The 25,494-nt window shown below is 35.6% G+C and carries 23 protein-coding genes and 1 tRNA gene; 10 read left to right on the top strand and 14 right to left on the bottom strand.

Annotated elements, in window-relative coordinates; genetic code table 11:
• Positions 1-1,429: T9SS type A sorting domain-containing protein (locus VI621_RS14085; protein WP_324219047.1), on the top strand; the 1,429-nt coding region annotated here is incomplete at its 5' end.
• 119 nt (positions 1,430-1,548) lie between these two features.
• Here VI621_RS14085 and VI621_RS14080 read toward each other — a convergent pair.
• The 9 genes from VI621_RS14080 to VI621_RS14040 all read right to left on the bottom strand — a co-directional run bounded on the left by VI621_RS14080 (position 1,549) and on the right by VI621_RS14040 (position 9,542).
• The gene (locus VI621_RS14080) at positions 1,549-2,673 is read right to left on the bottom strand and encodes an ABC transporter permease (RefSeq protein ID WP_324219046.1); all 1,125 of its coding nucleotides are present in this window, start codon (positions 2,671-2,673) and stop codon (positions 1,549-1,551) included.
• A gap of 109 nt (positions 2,674-2,782) precedes the next feature.
• Complete coding sequence (locus VI621_RS14075) at positions 2,783-3,889, bottom strand: ABC transporter permease (protein ID WP_324219045.1); 1,107 nt, start codon at positions 3,887-3,889, stop codon at positions 2,783-2,785.
• A 32-nt stretch (positions 3,890-3,921) separates the two neighbouring features.
• Entirely contained in the window at positions 3,922-4,656 is a 735-nt protein-coding gene (locus tag VI621_RS14070; RefSeq protein ID WP_324219044.1) for an ABC transporter ATP-binding protein, read from the bottom strand.
• A gap of 3 nt (positions 4,657-4,659) precedes the next feature.
• On the bottom strand, positions 4,660-5,571 hold the full coding sequence (locus tag VI621_RS14065; RefSeq protein WP_324219043.1) for an ABC transporter ATP-binding protein: 912 nt from the start codon (positions 5,569-5,571) through the stop codon (positions 4,660-4,662).
• A gap of 7 nt (positions 5,572-5,578) precedes the next feature.
• Positions 5,579-6,463, bottom strand: coding sequence for an HlyD family secretion protein (locus VI621_RS14060; protein WP_324219042.1), 885 nt, complete (start codon positions 6,461-6,463; stop codon positions 5,579-5,581).
• 16 nt (positions 6,464-6,479) lie between these two features.
• Positions 6,480-7,742 carry a TolC family protein gene (locus VI621_RS14055; RefSeq protein ID WP_324219041.1) on the bottom strand — a complete coding sequence of 421 codons (1,263 nt, stop codon included), beginning with the start codon at positions 7,740-7,742 and terminating at the stop codon, positions 6,480-6,482.
• The gene (locus tag VI621_RS14050; RefSeq protein WP_324219040.1) at positions 7,739-8,332 is read right to left on the bottom strand and encodes a TetR/AcrR family transcriptional regulator; all 594 of its coding nucleotides are present in this window, start codon (positions 8,330-8,332) and stop codon (positions 7,739-7,741) included. Before VI621_RS14050 ends, VI621_RS14055 begins: the two co-directional genes overlap by 4 nt.
• 110 nt (positions 8,333-8,442) lie before the next feature.
• Positions 8,443-9,084: a Crp/Fnr family transcriptional regulator gene (locus tag VI621_RS14045; RefSeq protein WP_324219039.1), complete on the bottom strand. Its 642-nt coding sequence runs from the start codon at positions 9,082-9,084 to the stop codon at positions 8,443-8,445.
• On the bottom strand, positions 9,081-9,542 hold the full coding sequence (locus VI621_RS14040; RefSeq protein ID WP_324219038.1) for a DUF1801 domain-containing protein: 462 nt from the start codon (positions 9,540-9,542) through the stop codon (positions 9,081-9,083). The genes VI621_RS14045 and VI621_RS14040 overlap by 4 nt, the downstream gene beginning before the upstream one ends.
• 110 nt (positions 9,543-9,652) lie before the next feature.
• On the opposite strand from VI621_RS14040, the gene VI621_RS14035 reads away from it, so the two are divergent.
• The 6 genes from VI621_RS14035 to VI621_RS14010 all read left to right on the top strand — a co-directional run bounded on the left by VI621_RS14035 (position 9,653) and on the right by VI621_RS14010 (position 14,598).
• Positions 9,653-10,420, top strand: a complete 768-nt coding sequence (locus tag VI621_RS14035; protein WP_324219037.1) for a dienelactone hydrolase family protein — start codon at positions 9,653-9,655, stop codon at positions 10,418-10,420.
• 31 nt (positions 10,421-10,451) lie between these two features.
• The gene (locus VI621_RS14030; protein ID WP_324219036.1) at positions 10,452-11,405 is read left to right on the top strand and encodes a DUF3667 domain-containing protein; all 954 of its coding nucleotides are present in this window, start codon (positions 10,452-10,454) and stop codon (positions 11,403-11,405) included.
• A 5-nt stretch (positions 11,406-11,410) separates the two neighbouring features.
• The gene (locus VI621_RS14025; protein WP_324219035.1) at positions 11,411-12,430 is read left to right on the top strand and encodes a M28 family metallopeptidase; all 1,020 of its coding nucleotides are present in this window, start codon (positions 11,411-11,413) and stop codon (positions 12,428-12,430) included.
• A 112-nt stretch (positions 12,431-12,542) separates the two neighbouring features.
• A complete protein-coding gene (locus VI621_RS14020; protein ID WP_324219034.1) occupies positions 12,543-13,016 on the top strand; it encodes an RNA polymerase sigma factor in 474 nt (157 codons plus the stop codon).
• Positions 13,003-13,599 carry a hypothetical protein gene (locus VI621_RS14015; RefSeq protein WP_324219033.1) on the top strand — a complete coding sequence of 199 codons (597 nt, stop codon included), beginning with the start codon at positions 13,003-13,005 and terminating at the stop codon, positions 13,597-13,599. The genes VI621_RS14020 and VI621_RS14015 overlap by 14 nt, the downstream gene beginning before the upstream one ends.
• A gap of 72 nt (positions 13,600-13,671) precedes the next feature.
• The gene (locus VI621_RS14010; RefSeq protein ID WP_324219032.1) at positions 13,672-14,598 is read left to right on the top strand and encodes an alpha/beta hydrolase; all 927 of its coding nucleotides are present in this window, start codon (positions 13,672-13,674) and stop codon (positions 14,596-14,598) included.
• A 15-nt stretch (positions 14,599-14,613) separates the two neighbouring features.
• On the opposite strand, the gene VI621_RS14005 is transcribed toward VI621_RS14010, so the two are convergent.
• The 5 genes from VI621_RS14005 to VI621_RS13985 form a co-directional block, all read right to left on the bottom strand.
• A complete protein-coding gene (locus VI621_RS14005; protein WP_324219031.1) occupies positions 14,614-15,078 on the bottom strand; it encodes a hypothetical protein in 465 nt (154 codons plus the stop codon).
• Positions 15,079-15,169: 91 nt separating this feature from the next.
• Positions 15,170-15,243 (bottom strand) — tRNA-His (locus VI621_RS14000).
• A 62-nt stretch (positions 15,244-15,305) separates the two neighbouring features.
• On the bottom strand, positions 15,306-16,022 hold the full coding sequence (gene bshB1, locus VI621_RS13995; RefSeq protein ID WP_324219030.1) for a bacillithiol biosynthesis deacetylase BshB1: 717 nt from the start codon (positions 16,020-16,022) through the stop codon (positions 15,306-15,308).
• Entirely contained in the window at positions 16,019-17,095 is a 1,077-nt protein-coding gene (locus tag VI621_RS13990; RefSeq protein WP_324219029.1) for an isochorismate synthase, read from the bottom strand. Before VI621_RS13990 ends, bshB1 begins: the two co-directional genes overlap by 4 nt.
• Positions 17,096-17,144: 49 nt before the next feature.
• Positions 17,145-17,570, bottom strand: coding sequence for a PaaI family thioesterase (locus VI621_RS13985; RefSeq protein WP_324219028.1), 426 nt, complete (start codon positions 17,568-17,570; stop codon positions 17,145-17,147).
• Positions 17,571-17,716: 146 nt separating this feature from the next.
• On the opposite strand from VI621_RS13985, the gene VI621_RS13980 reads away from it, so the two are divergent.
• The 3 genes from VI621_RS13980 (at position 17,717) to purL (ending at position 25,402) form a co-directional block, all read left to right on the top strand.
• The gene (locus tag VI621_RS13980) at positions 17,717-19,279 is read left to right on the top strand and encodes a hypothetical protein (RefSeq protein ID WP_324219027.1); all 1,563 of its coding nucleotides are present in this window, start codon (positions 17,717-17,719) and stop codon (positions 19,277-19,279) included.
• 260 nt (positions 19,280-19,539) lie between these two features.
• Positions 19,540-21,660 (top strand): endonuclease, encoded by a 2,121-nt coding sequence (locus VI621_RS13975; RefSeq protein ID WP_324219026.1) that lies wholly within the window; start codon positions 19,540-19,542, stop codon positions 21,658-21,660.
• An 88-nt stretch (positions 21,661-21,748) separates the two neighbouring features.
• Entirely contained in the window at positions 21,749-25,402 is a 3,654-nt protein-coding gene (purL, locus tag VI621_RS13970; protein WP_324219025.1) for a phosphoribosylformylglycinamidine synthase, read from the top strand.
• Positions 25,403-25,494 lie beyond the last annotated feature (92 nt).

Genomic DNA, 25,494 nt, shown 5'->3' with positions numbered 1-25,494 from the left:
GGTTACATATAATATTTCGTTGATTCCAGACCCCACTTATAAGCCCACAAATGATTATGTACAGTGCGGTGATACAGATACTCAGACAGGTAGTATCTCAGCTGTGATAGCAGAAGCAGGAAATCCTTTTACTAAGACTTGTATTAGCAATACAAGCGGCGGTACAATTGGTGAAACCTCTGCAACTGGTTATACTTATTCTTGGTCACCGGCCACCGGCTTGACCGCAACTAATGTGAGCAGTCCAACAGCTAACCCATCATCTACCACCACTTATACGGTAACTAAAACTAATACCATCACTGGTTGCAGTGATACAGATACAGTGGAGATAACGGTGAACAATACAGCTGTAACGGCAGAAGCAGGAGATCCTTTTACCAAAACTTGTGTTAGCAATACGAGTGGTGGTACAATTGGAGAAGATGCTGTAGTTGGTTTTTCTTATTCATGGTCACCGGCCGCAGGTTTGAGTGCAACTAATGTGAGCAATCCAACAGCTAACCCTTCATCCACTACCACTTATACGGTAACTAAAACCACTTCCGCTAGTGGTTGCAGTGATACAGATTCAGTGGAGATATCGGTAAACAATACAACTGTTACAGCCGAAGCAGGAGATCCTTTTACCAAATCTTGTACCAGCAATATAAACGGTAAAACAATTGGAGAGGATGGTGTAGCAGGTTTTTCTTATTCATGGTTACCAGTCGCAGGTTTGAGTGCAACTAATGTGGGCAATCCAACAGCTAATCCATCATCCACTACCACTTATACGGTAACTAAAACCAATACTTCCAGTGGTTGCAGTGATACTGATACAATGACTGTTACAGTTAATACTGATACTCCAGACGACCCAACTTTTTGTGTAGTGTTGCCATCTTTGTGCGATATCACAAAAAAAGGAAGTCTTACTATCCTCACTCCAGTGGGAGCATTGGGAGATTATCAATATAGTATTGATAATGGAACAACTTGGCAAGATGATACCACTTTCAATGGTTTGGATCCAGGTTCAATAACTGGGGTAAAAGTTAAAAATTTAGCCAATGGTTGTATCTCAAATCCAGTAAATTGCAGTGATTCAAATATCTGCACACCATCATCTCCTAAAACAGCGGAAACAGTTGTTCCAATAAAAACATCGATAATTAATAAAACTGACAATGTAGGTTTTGATGCCTATCCGGTTCCTTTCAAAGACCTGCTTAACATCAAATATAAATTTGACTACAAAACTGATGTGAAAATTGAAATATTTGACTTGCGTGGTGTCTTGATACAATCGAAAACGGATACGGATAGTTATTTCGACAAAGAAATTATGCTGGAACTTAATTTCAATGTTAATAAAGAACAAATTTATATTGTAAAAGTAACAACTAACAGGGGTAGTAGTGCGAAAAAAATAATTTCTTCAAATTAGTTCTAAAATAATTTTAACTGGAAAGCATCCGCGAAAAACGGATGCTTTTTTATTTTTGTCAGGATCTGTGAAGTGGTAAAAATATTGCTGAACAGATTCCATACATTGAATTTAAAACATCAATTCGTTTTTTTATAACTCCAGACTGCAAACCCGTTTAAAATAAAAGCATACAAAACGATTATAAAAAACGGGGTGGAAATGTCTGAAAACGAAGCTCCTTTGAGCATCACCATTCGAATAACTTCCACAAAATACCGAATCGGATTAAACAAAGTCACCTTTTGTGCCCATACCGGCATACTTTCTATCGGTGTAAACAATCCGCTCATGAGTATAAAGATAACTGTAAAAAACCAGGCAATAAACATAGCTTGCTGCTGGGTTTCCGTGTGATTGGATATGAATAAACCAATGCCGAGAATTACCAATAAATAAACTGAGGTAAACAAATAAATTAATCCAATATTTCCTAACATCGGAATATTAAAAATCCCTTTGGCAATTAGTAATCCAACCGTTAAAATTACCAGTCCCAACACCCAAAAAGGGAATAATTTGCCGATGATAAATTGATATTTTTTGATTGGCGTAACATTAATCTGTTCTAGTGTGCCCATTTCTTTCTCGCGAACAATATTCATCGACGACAGAAATAATGTGAGCATCGTTACTAAAAGCACCAAAATCCCGGGAACCATAAGCGTTTTATAATTCAGGGTTTCGTTATACCAAAAAGACGGAATCGTGATTATATTTTGAGGCTGTATAAAAGAACCGTCATTGTATTGGAACAATTTGGTTTGTATCTTTTGATTAAAATTATTGATGATTTGCGAAATATAAACGTTCGTTACTCCAGCGGCGGCACCATCAATGGCATTGATACTCACCGAAAGATTTGATTTTTTGTCATTGAGAAGATTCCGTTCAAAATGATTGGGGATTTCCAGAATAACATCCACTTTTCCCATTTGCATTTGTCGGTCTGCTTCTTTTTTGGAAGAAAAATTTTGCACTACATTAAAATAAGCTGACGCAGAAAAGGTGCTGATTAATTCTCTTGATGCACTGGAATGATCATTATCAATATACGATAATTTGATATTTTTTACTTCAAAACTGGCTGCGTTAGACAATATCAGCAACTGGATTATGGGTAAAATGAATATAATCGGGAGCATGGCTTTATTTCTAAAGATTTGCCGGAATTCCTTTTGGATGATGAAGAATATAGTTCTCATGATAGTTAATGATTGTTTTAAACTAGCCCTGATTATAGTGGAAATCCTTTTGTTTTTTTCTTTAAAAAATAAAAGATTGGAGCGGAAAGCAGGAAATAGCTCCTAAAAATTATTCTATTCTTATTTTATATTTTTTGATGCTTAACACGATGAAAAACACGGTCATTCCTAACAAAATTAAGGTTTCTTTCCATATAATATCGAAAGTGGCACCTTTGAGCATAATGGCCTTGAGGATGATGATAAACCATTTGGCCGGGATGATATTACTGATGATTTGCAACGGTAAAGGCAGGCTGGAAATAGGAAAAATGAATCCCGAAAGTATGATTACGGGCAGCATTAATCCCATCAGGGAAATCATCATGGCGGTTTGTTGCGAATTGGAAATTGTGGAGATTAATATTCCGAGCGAAAGTGCTGAAATGATAAACAGAATACTCTCGAAAGCCAATAAAAACAAGCTGCCTTCAATGGGCATTTTGAACACAAAAAATCCCAAAAGCAGGATGACTGTCGCGTTGATAATGGAAAGAAAAATATACGGAAATACCTTGCCGATGATGACCTGAAAAGGTTTTAAGGGTGATACTAAAAGGACTTCCATGGTTCCGAGCTCTTTTTCTCTTGTTATTGAAATAGAGGTCATCATGGCTGAAACCAGCATCAAAATAATGGTCATAACTCCGGGAACAAAGGTAAAAACGCTTTTTAGTTCGGGATTGTAATACAGTCGCGTTTGGGTTTGAATCTGATACGTCGGTTTGTCAGTCTGGTTGATTTCCTGTAGGTAATTCTGTAAAATTGCGTTGACATAATTTGTGATGGTATTGGCGATATTCGGATCTGTGGCATCCGTTATCACCTGAATTTTGGCTTGCTTTTGTGTTTGTAAATTCTTGATGAATTCTTTTTCGAAAACCAAAACGGCTTTTACTTTCCCCTTTTTAAAAATAGATTCAATCTGGGCTTCACTGGTAATTTCCTGCTCGATATTAAAATACTTGGAAGCGTTGATTTTGTTGATTATTTTTTGCGTTTCGGTATCTTTGGATTTATCTAATATGGCGACATTTACGTTTTTGATTTCATTGGTAATGGCAAAACCAAACAACATAATTTGGGCAATGGGCATTCCGAAAAGAATAAACATAGAACGTTTGTCACGAAAAATATGATAAAATTCTTTTGTGACAAAACCGATAAATCTTTTCATTTTTTAGATTTTTTGATGGTTTTATTTTTAGACTATTCGATATTACGAGCTAATTTCAGGAATACTTCATTCATGGAATCCACATTAAATTGCTTTTTCAGGTTTTTTGGAGAGTCCAAAGCTTCGATAGTTCCTTCGACCATAATAGAAACCCGGTCACAGTATTCGGCTTCATCCATATAATGTGTGGTTACAAAAATGGTGGTTCCTTTGTGCGCTTCAGCATAAATCATTTCCCAGAATTGTCTTCTTGTAATGGGGTCAACGCCACCAGTTGGTTCATCCAGAAACACAATCTTGGGTTCGTGTAATAAGGCCACCGAAAATGATAATTTCTGTTTCCAGCCCAATGGCAAAGAGCCCACAAGTTTATTTGCTACTTCATGAAGTCCTAACTCATCGATTAATTCGGATGTTTTTTCTTTGATTTTAACTTTTGATAATCCATAGATGCCTCCAAAAAAAGTAATATTTTCTTTGATGGTCAAATCGTCGTACATCGAAAATTTCTGGCTCATGTAGCCAATGCTATTCTTGACCATTTCGGCATTGGTTTTTACATCAAAACCGGCAACTGAAGCTTCACCAGAGGTAGGTTTTGAAATCCCGATGAGCATTTTCATCGCAGTGGTTTTTCCGGCACCATTGGCTCCAAGAAACCCAAAAATCTCGCCTTTCTGGACATCAAAAGAAATACTTTTGACGGCAGTGAAATTACCAAATGATTTGGTGAGATTTTTTACGGATATGATTTTTTCAGGGTTCAAAATTTACTGATTTAGGGTTGTTAAATCCATGAAAACGTCTTCAATTGTTGTATTGGAAACATGGATTTCTATTGCGGAATGCTGTTTATCTTCAAGATATTTTTGCAAATCGGCAGCTTTAAAGTCTCCGCCTTTATCAATGTAATGGATGTATTCTCCAAAGGCAAAAACACTGTATTGATTTGGATAATCTTTCAAATCCTGAATCAGCTGATAGGTATTTTTGGCCCTAACATTATAAATGGTTTTATCGTATTTAGTAATGATATTTTGCGGGGTATCAATTTTTAAGATTTTTCCTTTTTGGATTAAAGCAATTCTGTCGCACAATGCGGCTTCGTCCATATATGGTGTAGAAACCAAAATCGTGATGCCTTTTTGTTGCAAACGCTTGAGCATTTCCCAAAATTCCTTTCGGGAAACCGGATCAACACCGGTTGTGGGTTCGTCAAGAAATAATACTTTGGGTTTGTGGATTAACGCACAACACAATGCCAATTTTTGCTTCATTCCACCAGAAAGTGCTCCTGCCCTCCTATTTTTGAAAGGTTCAATCTGAACGTAAATATCTTTGATTAAATCGTAATTTTCTTCAATTGTAGTGCCAAAAATAGTGGCAAAGAATTTCAAATTTTCCTCCACCGTTAAATCCTGATACAACGAAAACTTTCCTGGCATATACCCCACCGAATTCCGAATGGCTTTATAGTCTTTCACCACATCAAAACCGGCAACGGAGGCAGAACCTTCATTGGCTATTAAAAGTGTGGTCAATATTCTGAAAAGAGTCGTTTTTCCGGCACCATCGGGACCAATCAGTCCAAATAATTCGCCTTCCTCAACTTCAAAAGAAATTGCATCAACCGCTTTGATGTGGTTATACGATTTGGAGATATTTTGAACTAGTATACTCATCCGATGATTATTTAATCCACATTTCGGCTGGCATACCGATTTTTAAACTGCCATCATTTTTTACTTTCACTTTTACAGCGTAAACCAGATTCACCCGTTCTTCTTTGGTCTGAATAATTTTAGGCGTGAATTCTGCCGAAGAAGCAATCCAGGAAATCGTTCCGCCATAGGATTTCATATCTTTTTCAGCATCAATTTTAACGGTAACTTTTTGTCCCGATTTTATTTGAGACAATTGGGTTTCGCTTACATAAACTCTCAGTGTCATTTCTGAGATATCGGCAATTTTGTAAAGCGGTTTTCCAAAAGAAGTAATCTCGTTTGGCTCAGCATATTTTGCTAAAACCGTTCCTTTTATCGGATTGATTATTTTGCTTTTCTGGATTTGGTCGTTGATTTTTTCGATTTGCACCTCGATTGATTTTACTTCGTTTACGATGGGAGTATTTTGTGTTGCAACACTTTTTATTTGTTCATTCAGCACATTTACTTTTCCGTCAACCTCATCCACTTGTCTTTTGGTTGCTGCGTTTTCGGCAAACATATTCTGAATCCTTTTTTTCTCAATCAAAGTGGTTTTGAGTTGTTCTTTTAAGACATTGATTTGTGACAATACGTTTTTTGATTTTGAAAAAACGGTTCCTTTAGAAGCAATCAATTGTTGTTTGTTGAAATACAATTGGGTGGTATCAATCAATCCTACCTGAGCATTGGCTTCCAGCATGTCGCCTTCTTCCAGTTTTAAAAACTCGATTTTTCCATTGGCTTCTGATGAAATGGTTACTTCAGTTGCTTCAAAATTGCCGTATCCATCTGCTTTTTCGTTGCTTTTATCACAAGAAACTAAACTTGCTAAGACAAAAAATACTACTATTATTTTTATATTTTTCATATGTGATTCTTACTTTCTAATTACTATTTCCCTTGATAACCTGATAATTTGCTTTTGCCAAAGCCAACTGGATTTCATGCAGTCTTTGATTGGTTTTGGCGTCATATAAATGAATCAATTCCACCAAATATTCGGAGGAAGTAATCACGCCGTTTTTTAACTGAGCATCTGAAGATTTAACGACATATTCGCGCAGATCGATGATTTCAGCATCCGTTAGTATCACTTCTTCTGACTTTTTTATTTCGCTTTCCATTTCCTGTAATTGCAGGTTGTTGTTGAGCAAAAAGGTTTCTTTTTCGGAAGTTACAATGGCTTCCGCAATTAAAAGAGCTTGTTGATCCGTCTTGGATTTATTCCAGTCAAATACATTCCAATTGGCTTTTAAGCCCACCATATAAAAAGTCTGAAACGAATTGTCTAACATATTCAGGCCCGGATTTCCGTAACCGGCCTGACCAAAAGCATTTATTTTTGGCAGATTGTTTTTGAAAATCACCTTTTTTGAAACTTGAATTTGCTCGTTTTGCAAATCAAATAATTTCAATTCCGGACGAGAATTTTCGGCAGAAAAATCAGAAGCAATTGTGGGTTTAACCAAAGTGGTATTTTCATTAATGGAAGAAAAAGTTAGCGATGAAAGATTTTCGAGTAATCGTTTTTTGTCAAATTGAATTTCGGTTAGTTGTTGTTTTATTTTTAAATTTTCGGCTTCCAGCACTTTCTCTGAAGCGGGAAGAATAGCGCCAAATTTCACTCCCGATTTTACTTCTTTGATTTTAGAACCTAATTGTTCCTGTTTTAAAAACAAAATCGCTTTTCGTTCCTGTAACAATAAAACCGAAAAATACAACTGATTGATTCTGGTTTTGAGTTGGTACAAATTGACTTCTACCTGTTGCTGTTGTGTTTTGATTTGTACGTCTTTGAGTTTCGCATTGGCATCAATCATTCCGCCGTTGTACAACAATTGATTAACGTCTAAAGTAGCGCGATATTGGTCTTTGTTGGGAGGATTTACAGAAACATTGGGCAATTGAAAAGGCAGTTGGGTCACATCGGACTGATACGTTGCCTGCGCATTCAAATCTATTTTTGGTAATTTTGATTTGTTGAGCGCTTCAATTTCTAAAGTAGATTTTTGCTGCAATAAATCCGTTTGTCTGGCTAACGGATAATTTTTGTTTACCAAAATATAGCATTCTTCCAAAGACAAGGTTTGCTGTGCATTTGAAAATACTGAAAAAATCATCAGCAATAAGAAGAGTCCCTTTTTCATTTTTTTATCGAATTAATAATTTGTTCGGCAATGGTGGTTTTACGTTCTTCCATCATTTCGTTAAATTCTGTTTCAGAAATTTGCAAAATTCCTTTCATCATCATTTGAGCTGCGAAAGGAAAAATCGTCATCGAAAAAACATCCAGTAAAAGTTGTTTGGGTTTAATGGGTTTTATTATTCCATCTGCAATTTCTTTTTCTATTTGGGAAATCAATAAGGTGGGATTGGGTCGATTTTCATTTTTCAAAAAAGTCATCACAAACTCGGGATTATTATTCATTTCCTGAATGATAAATTGTGGTAAATACGGATTGTGAATCACAAACGAGATGTAACTATGGGTAAAATTTTTTATTTTATCAAAAACCGTGTCCTGAGAATTGAAGATCTCATTGATTTGCGGCGCCAATTGCCCAAAAGCATTCATAAAAACCGCCTCAAAAAGCGATTGTTTGTTTTTGAAACAATAATGAAGCATAGCCTTGTTAATCCCTGCTTCATCGGCTATTTCCTGCATGCGGGCGCCAGCAAATCCTTTTTTTTGGAATATAACTCTGGCGGCATTAAATATTTTTTCTTCGGTTGTCATGTGTTTAACTCTTTGGTTTAACCATTTAGTTAACAAAGGTAAATAAAAAAAGTATTCCACAAGAAATACTTTCAATTTAAATTTCCAACTTCATTAAAATATATCTTTCCTTAACTATTATTTTTTTCAAGCACTTCAATGGAAGCCCTGTTCAAACGGATTTTACCTTCATTTTCCAATACTTTCAACAATCGTGAAATGACTACACGGGAAGTATTCAAATCATAAGCAATTTCCTGATGTGTATTCTGAATTTGATTCGTCTTATTAATTTTGGCTTTCTCATAAATATAGTTCAGCAGTCTTTCGCTCATGTTCATAAAAGCCAAATTATCAATGGCCGAAAGCATTTCTTTTAAACGATTATTGTAACTGTTGAAAACAAAATTCCTCCAGCTTTTATATTTGCCTAACCACTCCTCTATTTTCTCCACTGGAATCATGATAACAGTACCATTAGTTTCTGCGACAGCCCTGATTTCACTTTTAGTTTGGCCCATACAACACGCCATCGTCATGGCACAAGTATCGCCTTTTTCAATAAAATACAATAGCAATTCGCCTTCATCGAAATCCTCCCGCAATATTTTGATGGCACCATGAAGCAAGAGCGGCATTTTTTTTATATAATCACCAAAATCGATAAGAATTTCTCCTTCCTCGAAATCATGAAGTGAAGAAACTTGTGCAATTTCTTCTATCAATTTTTCTTCAAAAATAGCTCCGTAGGTTTTCTTGAGTAAATCTATCATTTCTGCTTTTTAAAATTATTTTCATACCTAGAAATCCAATCCTGAACTGTCATTTTAGTTGCCAATTCGCCAATTAACTCATACGGGATATCTTCCATTTTTTTGAACCGAATACAGCTTTTTCCCATATCGAGCTTAGTTTTGGCATGCTTTGGATATTCCGATACAAACCAGGCTAACAATTCGGGGTCTGCATAAATTCCCATGTGGTATAAAGCTACAAAATTCTTTTGCGAAGCGATATTCATAAACGGCAATGGCAATTTAGGATCACAATGATAGCCGTTTGGATATATAGTATGTGGTATAACAAAACCCAGCATGCCATAACCCATCACTTCTTCAAATCCTTTTGGGATATTTTTTAAAATAACGCTTCTCAATTTACTAATGACTGTTTTTCTGTCCTCAGGCAATGAATCTATGTATTTTTGAGGTGTTTTTGTCGTTGATTGCATTTTCTTAAATTTAGATTATAAAATTAGAAAAAAAACAACAGCAAGTATTGATTTTTGAAGTATTCTACCGATTTATTTCGGATATTTGTAATGCACTAAAAATCAACATCATGAAAAAATCCTGTATCTTATTATTTGTTGTATTGATGATTACAACATCTGGTTTAGCGCAACTCAAACCAGTATCCTATAAAGACGGTAAACAAGTCTTGAATGGTTTTCAAACCAAACCAAAAAAAGCCAACAAAGAAAAACCCGGCATACTTATTCTTCCGGCTTGGAAAGGAATCGATAAACATGCTAAAAATACGGCACAGCAACTTTCAGATTTAGGATATTATACTTTTGTAGCCGATATCTATGGAGAAGGGAATTATCCAAAAGATACTAAAGAAGCCGGAGAACAAGCTGGTTTTTATAAGAAAAACGTCGACCAATATCAAAAACGAATTCGTCTGGCATTAGAACAACTTATAAAATCGGGCGCGAATCCGGATAAAATCGTGGTGATTGGCTACTGTTTTGGCGGAACAGGCGCTTTGGAATCCGCAAGAGGGCAATTGCCTGTAAAAGGTGTCGTTTCTTTTCATGGCGGTTTAGGCAAAGACGGTACAAGAATTACTAAAGATTTAACTGCAAAAGTATTGGTTTGCCATGGTGCTGATGACCCATATGAATCAAAAGAAGAAATAACGGCTTTTCAGCAAGAAATGCGTGATGCAAAAGCGGATTGGCAAATGATTTATTATGCGAATGCCGTACACGCTTTTACAGATCCGGAATCTGGAAATGACAATTCGAAAGGTGCCGCTTATAATGAAAAAGCAGCCAAACGCTCCTGGGAACATTTATTGCTTTTCCTGAAAGAAGTTTTATAATCAGCTACTTTTATAACAGAATTTTTTGTTCATGAGTAAAAATCTTTTAAGAAAAGACAAAACCTGTTTAAACTGCAGACATGTGGTTGAAAATAGATTTTGTCCCAATTGCGGGCAGGAAAATATTGATACAAGAAAAACATTTTATCAATTGTTTATCCATTTTTTTGAAGATTTAACGCATTATGAAAATGCTTTTTGGAAAACCATAAAAAACCTGCTTCTTAAACCTGCAATATTAACAAAGGAATATCTTTCCGGTAAACGATTATCTTATTTAGCACCGTTTCGTCTTTATATTTTTATTAGTTTCATTACCTTTTTTTTGATCACTATTTTTCCGAATAAGGCTTCAAATATAACAACAATAAAAGAAGCGGATACAGTAAATCAAACCGAAAAGAAAGAAGTTAAAGATTTTCTGTTTTTTGGCTATGATTCAACAAAAGAGTTGGATTCTATTCAAAAACACGGAGCAAAATCGGATAAATTATCGTCCTTGCAATATTGGGCAATAAGAAAAGGGTTAGCTGTTAGTGAAAATAATACTCCAACAGAGATTTTCAAAAAATTCAAAGAATCTTTTATTAATAATTTCTCAAAATTTTTATTTATATACATGCCAATCTTTGCCTTTTTTCTATGGCTTTTTCATAGCAAAAAACGATGGTATTACTTTGATCATGGCATATTTACACTGCATTATTTTTCGTTCTTATTATTACTCTTTTTAATCCTTTTCTTGATAGATAAAGTATTTCTGTTTTTTGGCTCATCAGGTATTTCCGATTTTATAAACGGATTGATTAATTTTGCTGGATATACATGGATGGCCTATTATTTTTTACCCGCACATCATCGTTTTTATGGCGAAACCCGAATTGTTTCTTTTATAAAAAGTTCCTTTCTATTTTTCATAAACTTCTTTTTTATTATAATAATATTGTTGTTATTTGCTTTTTATACATTCATTAACCTACACTAAGAAAAATGAAAAAAACAATCTCATTAGCTCTTCTGCTGGCTTTAAGCGTAAGTTGCTCAGCTCAAAAACTGGCAAATTCTCATGTAGAGCCAACAAAATATATGAATTCCATCACTCCCAGAGAGTTAAAAACACATCTTTATATAGTGGCTTCCGATGAAATGGGAGGTCGTGAAACCGGATCAGAAGGTCAGAAAAAGGCAGGCAAGTATTTAATCAATCAATACAAAGCCGATAAAATTCCTTTTCCTAAAGGAGCTACAACTTATTACCAACCGATTCCTGCAGCTTATCTGAACGAAAAACACGATGAGAATTTACCCGATTCCGAAAATATCTGGGCATTTATCGAAGGATCTGAAAAACCGGATGAAATCCTTGTCATTTCCGCTCATTACGATCATGTAGGAATAGAAAATGGCGAAATTTTTAATGGTGCCGATGATGATGGTTCCGGAACCGTAGCTTTATTAGAAATAGCACAAGCATTCATGCAAGCCAAAAAAGAAGGTCACGGACCAAAACGTTCCATCCTTTTTCTACATGTAACCGGTGAAGAACACGGTCTTCATGGGTCCCGTTTTTATTCCGAAAATCCATTGTTTCCATTAAAAAACACGATTGCTAATATCAATATAGACATGATTGGCCGTCGTGATGTAGAGCATGCCAACACCAATAATTATGTCTATGTGATAGGTTCCGACAGATTATCGACAGATCTTCATACCGCTAATATAATAGCAAACAAGAAATATGTCAATCTCGATTTGGATTATAAATTCAATGATTTAAAAGATCCTAATCGTTTCTATTATCGTTCGGATCATTACAATTTTGCTAAAAATGGCATTCCATCAATATTCTTTTTTAATGGTGTTCACGCTGATTACCACAAAGAGAGTGATACTCCAGACAAAATTGAATACGATGCTTTGGCAAAAAGAGCGCAACTTGCCTTTGTTTTAGCATGGGAATTGGCAAATCGAGAAAATCGTCCTGTAGTTGATAAAGACGGGAAATAAATTATGATTTAAAAATTGAAAAACTCCGACATGAATCGGAGTTTTTTTATTTGTAACATTTTACATTTTCTGGTATCCAAAATCAATAAACCAATTTTAACGAATACATTTTATGGAATTTGAGGAAATTTATAAAACCTATTGGCAAAAGATTTATCGCGTCTGTCGTGGTTATGTCAGCGACGACGATTGGGCAAAAGACATAGCTCAGGATACTTTCATTATCGTATGGAATCAATTGCACACTTTTAGAAATGAATCTGCAATCAGCACTTGGATTTACCGAATTGCGGTCAATAATTGTCTGAGACAAATTGAAAAACAAAAAAGATTGCCTGCAGCAAATTTTCCGGAGCATTTGAGTGAAACTTTAGAAATTCCCCTAGATAGCAAAATTGCCTTTTTATACCAATGCATTAATGAATTAAAGGAAGTGGATAGAATCATCATTTCATTAGAACTGGAAGATATCAAACAGGCCGAAATCGCAACAATTGTCGGTATTTCCGAAGCAAATGTAAGAGTGAAAATTCACAGAATAAAAGAAAAATTAACCGAAAAATTCAAGCGCTATGACCGAGACTAATTTTAAAGATTTGTGGCAAAGCCAAAATACAAATGCCAATTTGAATTCAAAAGATATTATATCGAAAGCTGAGCAATTACAAAAGAAAACACGAATAAAACTGCTATTGACAAATGGGTTACTATTCGTCACCATGTTATTTATAATTGGCATCGTATTGTATTTTAAACCCGAAATGATAACTACAAAAATTGGAGTAGTGCTTGTTATCATTGCCATAGTTATGCAAATTGTAGCTTCCAGCAAGCTTACTTCGGTATCTGATAAAAATAATGCGCAAACCAGTAATGCCGAATATTTGCAGCAATTATTGATGTTTAAGAAGAAACAGGTTTTTTTGCAATCGACCATTATGACTGCTTATTTCATATTATTAGGGCTCGGAATTGTATTGTATATGATTGAATACACGATACGAATGAGTGTTTTGGGTGCAGCATTAGCTTATGGAATTACAGGATTATGGATGGCGCTGAATTGGTTTTATTTCAGACCTAAAATCATAAAAAAGCAACAACAAAAACTGAATGATATTATTGCTGATTTAGAAAAAATTAATGACCAATTTTTAGAAGAAAAATAAATATTTTTAAATACAACTGTAACTTTTTACCATTTCTTGTATCCAAAATCAACAAACTAAAAAAGTCTACAAATGAAAAAAATTATTTTATTATTCGTCCTTATGTTCTCAATTTACAATGGTGTTGCTCAAGAACTTTACAGCAAAACTTTTGGAAATGCAAATGACGCTCCCATCCTATTTCTCCATGGTGGTCCTGGATACAACTGCGCTGGTTTTGAAACTTCAACAGCACAAGAATTGGCCAATAACGGTTTTTTTGTAATTGTTTATGACCGTCGTGGCGAAGGTCGTTCAACGGATGTAAATGCTAGATTTACTTTCCAGGAAACTTTTGATGATATTATTGGCATCTATAAGAAATACAATCTAAAAAAAGCCAATCTTATCGGTCATAGTTTTGGCGGAATTGTTGCCACTTTATTCACTGAAAAATATCCGGAAAAAGTAAGCATGCTTGAATTGGTTAGTACGCCGATATCTTTACCGGAAACCTTTAAAACCATACTTCAATCATCAAGAAAAATTTACATAGCAAAAAATGATGTAACCAATCTGAATTATATCGATATGATTGAAAAAATGGATCCGACATCTGTCGAATATTATGCTTATAGTTTTGGACATGCCATGCAAAATGGGTTTTATTCTCCAAAGAAAATGAGTGAGGAAGCCAAAGCCATTTATTCGAATTTTGCAAAAGATGCTTCATTTAAGTATGCTTCCCAAATGAGCCGTGAAGCGCCACAAGGTTTTTTGAAAAACGAAAACTATACTTCCATTGATTTGACCAAAACATTGCAAAAATTAGTTTCCAACAAAACTAAAATCTATGGATTATACGGAAAAGACGATGGATTATATTCTCGAGAGCAAATAGCCCAATTGCAGAAAATTATTGGAAATGATAATCTAAACTATTTTGATGATTGTTCACATAATGTCTTTATGGATCAACAATCTTTATTTATCAATTCAATTAAAAATTGGGTCAAATAGTTTTTAAAGTAAAATTTAGAATTTCGATTTATATTCGGTTAATAAGGCATCCGAAAAGAACAAAGAAGAATAAGATTCTCTAGCCTCAACATTATTCAATTCAAATTCTGTTAATTTATTTCTGTATAATTCCAATTGCTCTTTCGTCAAAAGATTGCGGTAATCCTCTTCCTGACGCATGATAATTTTTACAAATGCAGTTGAAGCTTTTTCATCCTGAGTTTCTACCATTATCTTGAAAACAGGAATAATTTCACGATATTGATTAATAAATAATTCCTTGAACTTTGGATTTTGCTCGTCAGTATAATTCACGATAGCAAAAGTAATTTTACCTTTAGTTTGCCAGAATGCCTGCTCGCCATCCGCACCTTGGTTGACAAAATTCTGTAAAATCCCAATTTTAAACTGCAATGATTTTTCAAGCTGTGCAAATGAAAATAATGGCAAAAGCAATAATAATAAAATAATCTTTTTCATATCTGGAGATTTTTAAAGAAGTGGAAATATATTTATTTTTTTTGGAAAAACAAAAAAAGCTTCGAGTTTCCTCGAAGCTTTTGCGTTTTTGGGTGGCTGACCGGGTTCGAACCGGCGACCCTCGGCACCACAAACCAATACTCTAACCAGCTGAGCTACAACCACCATTTTTAACGAGTGCAAATATAGTACAAATAAATTATTTTGCAAACAAAATTATCGAAAAATTACATCAAATCCCCTAAGCTATTGACTGCCACACTTCTTTCTACCGTAAATCCTTCGGCATAATCGGTGCCAATTAACCTTCCTAAATCCTGGGCGCGATAATGAATGCTGTCAAGAAAGTTTTTTGTGGCAATTGGTGTTACGGGTTCATTTGTATTTGGATTATAAAATTGAGAGCCATAAGCCATAATCGCTTCCGTTTTTTTATCGGTATAACCCGTGATATCAACCACAAAATCGGGTTCTATATTTTTCCATTGAATGTAATGATAGACTAATTTTGGACGCCAGGCAGCTTGATTTTCTCCATCTATGGAAGTTTCAACCTTTAGTAATCCGGATAAAAAACAGGCATCCGAAACAAGTTTACTTCCTTTTCCATGATCGATATGACGGTCATCAATAGCATTGCATATCACAATTTCAGGTTTGTACTTCCGTATCATTTGAATGATTTTCAATTGATGACTTTCATCATTTACAAAAAAACCATCTCGCATATTGAGGTTTTCACGTACAGCAACTCCCAGAATTTTTGCAGCTGCATTCGCTTCCTGGTCTCTAATTTCAGCCGAACCGCGTGTTCCGAGTTCCCCTCTTGTCAGGTCAATAATTCCAACTTTTTTTCCTAAAGCAATCTCTTTGGCAATCGTACCGCCACAACCCAATTCTACATCATCCGGGTGTGCACCAAAGGCAAGTATGTCTAATTTCATATTATAATTTTTTTCATGGTCAATGATTTATTGACTGTTTCTTCCCATTCTTTTTCAGGAATGCTGTCTTTTGTTATACCGCAACCCACATACAAATGGGCTTGTTTATCCTTAATTTGCATGCATCTTAAATTAACAAACAAGTCGGATTTTGATTTTGATTTTGATTTTCGTTTTTTGGCAACTTTCTTATTTAATTCGCCTAAAAAACCAGTGTAATATTCCCTGTCGTAACCTTCATTTTCCAAAATAAAATCTTTTGCAACCAGTTTAGGCAACCCACAAACGGCGGGTGTCGGATGCAAAATAGAAACTACTTTTTTCAGGTTTGATTTTTTATTTATAATTCCTTCAATATCTGTTTTGATATGTAATAAATTCCCCGCTTTTAACGTATAAGGACTGGAAACAGACACTTCTGAAGTTACACCTTTTAGATTATCCAAAATAAAATCAGTCACAAATTGTTGTTCTTCTTTCTCTTTATTTTCCCAATCGACTTCAGAAGAACCGTGAAAACTCTGCGTTCCTGCCAAAGCCATAGTATAAAATTTATTTTTCTTAGCTTTCAACAATCGCTCCGGTGTTGCGCCCATCCACAAACCAATTTTTGGATGAAACCAACAATAGGTAAAGGCTGTTGGATAGGTTCGGGCTAATTTTTCAAAAACTGAAACCAAATCAAAATTAGGCACATCGACGATTTCTTCTCGTGATAAAACGACTTTATTGAAAAATCCTTTTTCAATGGCGTCTATTCCTTTTTGAACCAATGTTTCAAAATGTTCTTTGGATTGATTATTTTTAGAAAACGCAAAATCAGCATGATGATTTTCTTCAAAGGTAATCAACCGGGTTTCCCATTTTACGGATTGTTTTTTTGGGATGAGTATCATTTGTGCCCCATCAAAAGGAGCGAAAACAAATCCTTTTTCATCAAATTTTTCAGCGAAATACAAATGGTCATTTTTCTGAAAAAATCCTGTTAACTTATTTTTATTTGGCTTACTGTAAATTACGAAAGGCAAATGTAAGGCTTCCTGCTGTTTTACTTTTATAAAAAAATCAATCATACTTAATTTATTTTAAAGATTAATTTAACCGAAAAAACATTCTTTTTTCTTATTTCTTTCTTGACAAAACCATGTTGGTTAATTTACAGATTGAAATCAGATTATGCTCCTCATCGGTAATTCTAATTTCCCAAAGATGTAAGGTTCGTCCTCTGTGAATGATTTTTGCCGTTCCGAAAACTGTTCCTTCTCTTTTACTTCTTATATGGTTTGCAGAAATCTCGATACCTCTTACCTCCTCTTCCTTTGGATTGATGAACATGAAAGAAGCGGCGCTTCCAACACTTTCAGCCAACGCTACAGTTGCGCCGCCATGAAGTAATCCCATGGGTTGATGCACATTTGGGTTTACCGGCATTTTTGCAGTCAAGAAATCTTCGCCTGCATCTATATACTCTATTTCTAAGGTTTGCATCAATGTGTTTTTAGCAAATTGATTACACATGGCTAATATTTTTTCCTTGTCGAAAGTCATTAAATTTGTTTTTTGTAAATGTAAAAAATAATATATTTATGGGGATAGGCAAAAGACACAGACTAAATATATAATTTTTTTCGTTATCTATGTAATTAATTTACAAATTGACTCATTTTTCCTATTTTTACCAAAATTCAACACCAATGCGTAATTCTATTTTTATACTTTTTATCGGAATATTAATTTCAATGTCTTCTTGCAGAAAAGATTTTGATTTTGAACCGAGCACCGGAGATTTACAATTTTCAAAAGATACGGTTTACCTGGATACGGTTTTTGCAAACATTGGTTCAAGCACTTACACCTTAAAAGTTTACAATAGAACCAATAAAGACGTCAAAATTCCTAAAATTCAATTAGAAAAAGGCGATGCTTCCAAATACCGAATTACCGTAGACGGAATGGAAGGCGTTGATGCCGATAATAGCGGTTATGGCGATGGGAAAATTTTCAATAATGTAGAACTTTTAGCCAATGACAGTCTGTATGTTTTTATAGAGACCACTGCAGATGTTGCAGATGCCAATCCGACTGATTTTCTTTATACCGATCAAATTCAGTTTGATTTAGGGAGTAATCTGCAAAATGTGGAATTAGTCACTTTAATACAAGATGCCGTGTTCATTTATCCAAACAGACCTTTGGATACCGGAATAAAAGAAACGCTCTTAGTGGCCGGATTAGAAGGTGTTGAAGGACATACCTTAACCGATTCTGAATTGCATTGGACCAAAGACAAACCTTATGTGATTTATGGCTATGCTGCAGTTTCAACCGGAAAAACATTGGTTATTGACAAAGGTACCAGAGCGCATTTCCATGCCGATTCAGGTTTGGTTGTTGATAATGGTGCTACTTTAAATATAAATGGTGAAGTCAATGTCTTTGATGCCACCGGAAACATAATTACACAAAATGAAGTTACGTTTGAAGGCGATCGATTAGAACCTCTTTTTGAAGATGTTCCCGGGCAATGGGGAACGATTTTGTTGTTTTCGGGAGAAAACAATACCATCAATCATTTAACTTTAAAGAATGCGGCGATTGGTATTTTCATGCAAAGGAACGTGGCGACAACTACACCAAAATTAGAAATCAATAATTCCCAAATTTACGGTTGTTCCAATTTTGGAATTTTGGCACGAAGCTCAAATATAACTTCAGAAAACCTGGTAATCAGTAGCGCGGGTCAAGCCAGTTTAGCTTGTACACAAGGCGGTGATTATAATTTTACCCATTGCACCTTTAATAACAATTGGGCAAGCTCTAAACAGGCTGCCGTTTTGGTTGATAATTATTATCTGGACGAAAACAATCAGCCGGTAGCTTTTGATTTAACTCAGGCTACTTTCTCCAATTGCATCATTTATGGCTCTAACCAAGTGGAATTATTTTTGAATAAGAATGACAGCAAACTGTTTCTACACCAATTCAACAATTGTTTGATAAAATTTAATGATACCAATACTTCCCTTGCCAATAATACTTTATATGATTTTATAAGAAATCAGCAAAATGGAAATATTAAAAATCAAAATCCTAACTTCTTAAATACAAATCAGAATAAACTAAACATTGACGATTCTTCCGGGGCTTATCAAAAAGGAAGTTTAAGTTATCTTGTGCCTTTCGATATTTTAGGAAAACCACGCACATCAAACCCTCCGGATATAGGGGCTTATCAAAGTGCTCCTTTTCCAGAGTAATTTATTTTTTTAGAGAAATCAAAATTCCGTTTTTAATTTATTTAAAAACGGAATTTTTTTTTGTTTAAAATCTAAATCGACAACCTTACCATCTTTTAAATTTATATCGTGAGAAAATCATGATTAAGTAAACATTTCTTAACCTCAGTGATCTTGATAAATTTTACTTTTGTAAGGATTATAAGAATATTAACTTCAAAATCAGGTTTTTAATAGTTTTTATATTACTTTTAGAAAACCAAACCATCAAATTTGAAACCATGAAAAAAGGCTACTCGTTATTATTACTGATGTTCTTCACTGCCGGTTTTGCACAGATTCCTGCAACTTACTACAACAATGCGACCGGAACCGGTTATACCTTAAAAACCCAATTATACAATATTATTAAAGGTCACACAGATAGAGGTTATGCGGGACTTTGGACTACTTACAGCACTTCAGACAGGGATAATCAATATGAAAATGACAATTCAATAATAGATGTCTATTCTGAAAATCCAACCGGAGTGGATCCTTATAAATTTCTGTACAGCACAGACCAATGTGGGACTTATAGTATGGAAGGCGATTGCTACAATAGAGAACATATGATACCGCAATCGGTATTCAATACTTCCGCACCAATGGTTTCTGATGCGCATTTCATTACCCCAACCGATGGAAAGGTAAACGGAATGAGATCAAATTATCCACACGGGATGGTAAATGCTCCAACTTATACTTCTCAAAATGGAGGCAAATTAGGTCCTAATTCAAATTCAGGTATCTCCGCCGGATATACCGGAACCGTTTTCGAACCAATTAATGAATTTAAAGGAGATATTGCAAGAATGTATTTCTATTTTGCCACTCGTTATCAGAATACCGTTTCAGGTTACCCTTATCCCATGTTTGACGGTTCAAGCAATAAAGTATTTACAACTGCTTTTTTAAATATCCTTTTGGCTTGGAATGCTCAAGATCCGGTAAGTGCAAGAGAAATTGCACGAAACAATGCTATTTATGCCCGTCAAAATAATAGAAATCCCTATATTGACCATCCGGAATATGTGCAAAGAATTTGGAATCCTACTGCAGATACTCAGGCTCCGACTACCCCGAGCAGTTTAGCTTCCACATCAAAAACAACGACTACAATTTCATTAAGCTGGCTGGCTTCTTCTGATAATATTGGTGTTACAGGCTATGCCGTTTACGCAAACGGAGTGCTTAAAACTACTGTAACAGGAACTAGTTATACCCTATCAGGTTTGACTTCATCAACTGCTTATTCTATTTATGTTATTGCAAAAGATGCCGCAGGAAACTCTTCGCCATCAAGTAATACGATAACCGTAACGACTAATTCAGCTACGGATACTCAGGCTCCAACTGCCCCGATCAGCTTAGCTTCAACATCAAAAACAACGACTACAATTTCATTGAGCTGGCTGGCTTCTTCTGATAATGTTGGCGTTACCGGTTATAATGTTTACGCAAATGGTGTTCTAAAAACTACTGCAACAGGAACTACTTATACTATATCCGGTTTAACGGCTTCAACAGCGTATTCTATTTATGTAATTGCAAAAGATGCCGCCGGAAATTCTTCGATATCAAGTAATACAATAAGCGTAACAACTAATGCCGCAAGCGTTGGGGCAACAGATTTGCTTTTCTCTGAGTATATTGAGGGATCGTCAAACAACAAAGCTTTGGAAATTTCAAATTCAACTGGCAGTCCGGTGGCCATGTCAGCTTATAGCATAAAAAAACAAACCAATGGTGCCGGAACATGGAGTACCGGTTTGAGTTTAACGGGTACATTAAACAGTGGAAGCAAATTTACCATTGTAAATAGTTTAATCGCTTCAACTTGCTATGCAATAGGCTCAGCAAACTTGTCTACTGCTGCTGCAGAAATGACTTTTAACGGAAATGATGCTGTCGGTTTATTTAAAAATGGAACCCTTATTGACATCATTGGAACTTTTAATGGCGGAACGGCAAACTTTGCAGCTGACCAAACATTAAGAAGAAAATCAACAGTAACTGCTCCAAGTACAACCTTTAATAAAACTACCCAATGGGATTCATTTATATCAGATACTTGCACCAATTTAGGAAGCCGTTTCGGTGAAGATTCAAATGAAGTTGTTTTAGACTTTAGCGAAATAAAAATTTACCCAAATCCTTCAAACGGAAACTTTACAATTGATTTTGGCAGTACAAACAACGTCTATTCAGTAGAAATTTATTCTATATTAGGACAGAAAGTATTTGAAAAAGAAAACAGTAAAAACCCTTCCATTTCAGTTTCAAACTTTCAAAAGGGAATGTATTTAATGCGGGTTAACAAAGATTCTAAAACTTATATCAAAAAAATAGTAATCAATTAATTAAAAAAGCGGCAATTGCCGCTTTTTTTTTATTCGGATTTTAATCTTAATTGATTAAATTTGCACCACAACAATAACTACACATACAATGATTCATTTCTTCGGAAACCAAACCAAGACGGTTTTTGCAGTTCAGTCGCAAAACCAAATTTCTACAGAAGACATTTCAAAATTAAACTGGCTTTTTGGCGACGCGCATAAAATAGAAAAATCCGTACTAGCGGATTTTTTTGTTGGACCACGTGTGACAATGATAACGCCTTGGAGTACTAATGCAGTGGAGATTACTCAAAATATGGGAATTTCAGGCATCATCCGAATTGAAGAATTTGAAAAAGTTTCTGAGGATTTTATGGATTTCGATCCCATGCTTTCGCAGAAATATTCCGAATTAAATCAGGACATATTTACCATCAATATCAAACCGGAAGCGATTCTTGAAATTGATGATATTGCCGGTTATAACCAAAAAGAAGGTTTGGCTTTGAGTCCCGAAGAAGTAGAGTATTTGGATAATCTGGCGACTAAATTGGGTAGAAAACTAACGGACTCGGAAGTTTTTGGTTTCTCACAAGCCAATTCAGAGCACTGTCGTCACAAAATTTTCAACGGAACTTTTGTTATCGATGGAGAGGAAATGCCTTCTTCGCTCTTCAAATTAATCAAGAAAACATCGGCAGAAAACCCTAACGATATTGTTTCGGCTTATAAAGATAATGTAGCTTTTGTAAAAGGGCCAAGAGTACAACAATTCGCACCAAAAAGTGCCGACAAACCTGATTTTTACGAAGTTAAAGAATTTGATTCAGTAATTTCCTTAAAAGCAGAAACCCACAATTTCCCAACGACTGTAGAACCTTTCAACGGAGCAGCAACAGGTTCGGGTGGAGAAATTCGCGACCGTTTGGCAGGTGGACAAGGTTCTTTGCCATTGGCAGGAACGGCGGTTTACATGACTTCGTATTCGCGATTGGAAGAAAACAGACCTTGGGAAAACGGAATGACCGAAAGAAAATGGTTGTATCAAACTCCAATGGATATTTTAATCAAAGCTTCCAACGGAGCTTCTGATTTTGGAAATAAATTCGGGCAACCATTAATTACAGGTTCTATCCTGACTTTCGAACACGAAGAAGACGCCCGTAAATTAGGTTTCGATAAAGTGATTATGCAAGCCGGAGGAATCGGTTACGGAAAATTAGACCAAGCCATAAAGAAAAAACCACAAACAGGCGATAAAATCGTTATCCTTGGTGGTGAAAATTATAGAATCGGAATGGGTGGTGCAGCAGTTTCTTCTGCAGACACCGGTGCTTTTAGTTCAGGTATTGAATTAAATGCAATCCAACGTTCAAATCCTGAAATGCAAAAACGTGCTGCCAATGCCATTCGTGGTTTGGTGGAAAGCGATGTAAATCCAATTGTATCTATTCACGATCACGGCGCTGGAGGACACTTGAACTGTCTTTCGGAATTGGTCGAAGAAACTGGAGGTTTGATTAATTTAGATAAATTGCCAGTGGGTGACCCTACCCTTTCGGCAAAAGAAATAATCGGTAATGAATCCCAAGAAAGAATGGGATTGGTTATTGGCCAAAAAGACATTGACACTTTACAACGTATTGCCGATAGAGAACGCTCACCAATTTACCAAGTTGGGGAAGTTACGGGAGACCATCGTTTTACTTTCGAGTCAAAAACTACGGGTGCTAAACCAATGGATTTTGCTTTAGAAGACTTTTTTGGAAGTTCTCCAAAAGTGGTGATGACCGACAAAACTATCGACAGAAAATATAGTGATTTAGAATATTCTACAAGGAACATCTCAACGTATCTGGAACAAGTACTTCAATTGGAAGCTGTTGCCTGTAAAGACTGGCTGACCAATAAAGTCGACCGTTGCGTGGGCGGAAAAGTAGCCAAACAACAATGTGCCGGTCCCTTGCAATTGCCATTGAACAATTGTGGTGTGATGGCTTTGGATTATTTAGGAAAAGAAGGAATCGCCACTTCAATAGGACATTCCCCAGTTGCCGCTTTGATTGATCCTGTTGCAGGAAGCAGAACGGCCATTGCAGAAGCATTATCAAATATTGTTTGGGCACCTATCAAAGATGGTTTAGACGGAATTTCCCTTTCGGCCAACTGGATGTGGGCGTGTAAAAACGAAGGTGAAGATGCCCGTTTGTATGCAGCTGTAAAAAGCTGTTCGGATTTTGCCATCGAATTGGGGATCAATATTCCAACCGGAAAAGATTCGCTTTCGATGAAACAAAAATATCCAAACGAAGAAGTGATTGCGCCGGGAACGGTAATTATTTCGGCAGGTGGAAATTGTACCGATATTAAAAAAGTGGTGGAACCTGTTTTACAAAGAGACGGTGGTTCTATTTATTATATCAATCTTTCGCAAGATGACTATAAATTGGGTGGTTCTTCGTTGGCACAAACGATGAATAAAATTGGAAATGAGGCACCGACTATTAGAGATGCAGCTTTTTTCAAAAGAGCTTTCAATACGATTCAGGAATTAATTTTAGAAGACAATATCCTTGCAGGACACGATATCGGAAGTGGTGGTTTAATTACAACTTTGTTAGAAATGTGTTTTGCTGATGTGAATTTAGGAGCTAAAATAGATTTCTCTGTTTTTGAAGAAAAAGACATCATCAAATATCTTTTTGCAGAAAATATCGGAATTGTTTTTCAGGCAAAAATTGATGCTGATATTGAATCTAAATTAAAAGCAAATAACGTTTCTTTCTATAAATTAGGAACAGTTACTTCTGAAGAAACTTTGGACTTTGGTCCATGTGGATTGAGTATTCCAAAATACAGGGACATTTGGTTTAAAACTTCTTTTTTATTAGACCAGAAACAATCTAAAAACGGAATGGCTCAAGCGCGTTTCGACAATTATAAAAACCAACCGTTACAGTTTGTTTTTCCTACCCATTTTACAGGAAAAAAACCGGTAATCGACAATTCAAAACCGCGCCCAAAAGCTGCTATTATCCGTGAAAAAGGAAGTAATTCCGAGCGCGAAATGGCAAATGCGATGTACTTGGCCGGTTTTGATGTAAAAGACGTTCACATGACCGATTTGATTTCGGGTCGTGAAACTTTGGAAGACATTCAATTCATTGGAGCAGTCGGAGGATTTTCCAATTCAGATGTTTTGGGTTCTGCCAAAGGTTGGGCCGGAGCCTTTTTATACAATGAAAAAGCAAAAACGGCTTTGGACAATTTCTTTAAAAGAGACGATACCCTTTCTGTCGGAATCTGTAATGGCTGCCAATTGTTTATGGAATTAGGATTAATCAATCCGACTCACGAGATAAAACCGAGAATGCTTCATAACGATTCCAAGAAACACGAAAGTGGCTTTACTTCAGTAAAAATTCAGGAGAATCATTCTGTTATGCTAAGTACTTTAGCAGGAAGCACTTTGGGAGTCTGGATTTCGCATGGTGAAGGGAAGTTCGATTTGCCTTATTCGGAAGACAAATATGATGTTGTTGCCAAATTTGCTTATGATGGTTATCCAGCAAATCCAAATGGATCGCATTTTGACATCGCAATGATGGCAAGTAATGACGGTCGCCATTTGGTGATGATGCCACATATTGAACGCTCTACTTTCCAATGGAACTGGGCTAATTATCCAAAAGACAGAAACGATGAAGTTTCGCCTTGGCATGAAGCCTTTGTCAATGCAAGAAAGTGGTTAGAAAATAAATAATTCAAACACTCATTATTATATATATCAAGGAGTTGGCAGTTGTCAGCTCCTTTTTTTATAAAATACATTCAAGAATAATAGTTTTTTTACTA

It is taken from the genome of Flavobacterium sp., assembly GCF_035292545.1.
Taxonomy (GTDB): Bacteria; Bacteroidota; Bacteroidia; order Flavobacteriales; family Flavobacteriaceae; genus Flavobacterium.
Note: the sequence above shows the minus strand (reverse complement) of the source record. Positions and strands in the feature narration are given on the sequence as shown.

Coding starts and splice junctions, on each gene's coding strand:
- VI621_RS14060 (WP_324219042.1), bottom strand. CDS start 6,463: ATGAAAAATATAAAAATAATAGTAGTATTTTTTGTCTTAGCAAGTTTA.
- VI621_RS14050 (WP_324219040.1), bottom strand. CDS start 8,332: ATGACAACCGAAGAAAAAATATTTAATGCCGCCAGAGTTATATTCCAA.
- VI621_RS14010 (WP_324219032.1), top strand. CDS start 13,672: ATGAAAAAAATTATTTTATTATTCGTCCTTATGTTCTCAATTTACAAT.
- VI621_RS13990 (WP_324219029.1), bottom strand. CDS start 17,095: ATGATTGATTTTTTTATAAAAGTAAAACAGCAGGAAGCCTTACATTTG.
- VI621_RS13980 (WP_324219027.1), top strand. CDS start 17,717: ATGCGTAATTCTATTTTTATACTTTTTATCGGAATATTAATTTCAATG.
- VI621_RS14040 (WP_324219038.1), bottom strand. CDS start 9,542: ATGCAATCAACGACAAAAACACCTCAAAAATACATAGATTCATTGCCT.
- VI621_RS13985 (WP_324219028.1), bottom strand. CDS start 17,570: ATGACTTTCGACAAGGAAAAAATATTAGCCATGTGTAATCAATTTGCT.
- VI621_RS14045 (WP_324219039.1), bottom strand. CDS start 9,084: ATGATAGATTTACTCAAGAAAACCTACGGAGCTATTTTTGAAGAAAAA.
- purL (WP_324219025.1), top strand. CDS start 21,749: ATGATTCATTTCTTCGGAAACCAAACCAAGACGGTTTTTGCAGTTCAG.
- VI621_RS14025 (WP_324219035.1), top strand. CDS start 11,411: ATGAAAAAAACAATCTCATTAGCTCTTCTGCTGGCTTTAAGCGTAAGT.
- VI621_RS14005 (WP_324219031.1), bottom strand. CDS start 15,078: ATGAAAAAGATTATTTTATTATTATTGCTTTTGCCATTATTTTCATTT.
- VI621_RS14065 (WP_324219043.1), bottom strand. CDS start 5,571: ATGAGTATACTAGTTCAAAATATCTCCAAATCGTATAACCACATCAAA.
- VI621_RS14030 (WP_324219036.1), top strand. CDS start 10,452: ATGAGTAAAAATCTTTTAAGAAAAGACAAAACCTGTTTAAACTGCAGA.
- VI621_RS14035 (WP_324219037.1), top strand. CDS start 9,653: ATGAAAAAATCCTGTATCTTATTATTTGTTGTATTGATGATTACAACA.
- VI621_RS14015 (WP_324219033.1), top strand. CDS start 13,003: ATGACCGAGACTAATTTTAAAGATTTGTGGCAAAGCCAAAATACAAAT.
- VI621_RS14080 (WP_324219046.1), bottom strand. CDS start 2,673: ATGAGAACTATATTCTTCATCATCCAAAAGGAATTCCGGCAAATCTTT.
- VI621_RS14075 (WP_324219045.1), bottom strand. CDS start 3,889: ATGAAAAGATTTATCGGTTTTGTCACAAAAGAATTTTATCATATTTTT.
- VI621_RS14055 (WP_324219041.1), bottom strand. CDS start 7,742: ATGAAAAAGGGACTCTTCTTATTGCTGATGATTTTTTCAGTATTTTCA.
- VI621_RS13975 (WP_324219026.1), top strand. CDS start 19,540: ATGAAAAAAGGCTACTCGTTATTATTACTGATGTTCTTCACTGCCGGT.
- VI621_RS14020 (WP_324219034.1), top strand. CDS start 12,543: ATGGAATTTGAGGAAATTTATAAAACCTATTGGCAAAAGATTTATCGC.
- bshB1 (WP_324219030.1), bottom strand. CDS start 16,022: ATGAAATTAGACATACTTGCCTTTGGTGCACACCCGGATGATGTAGAA.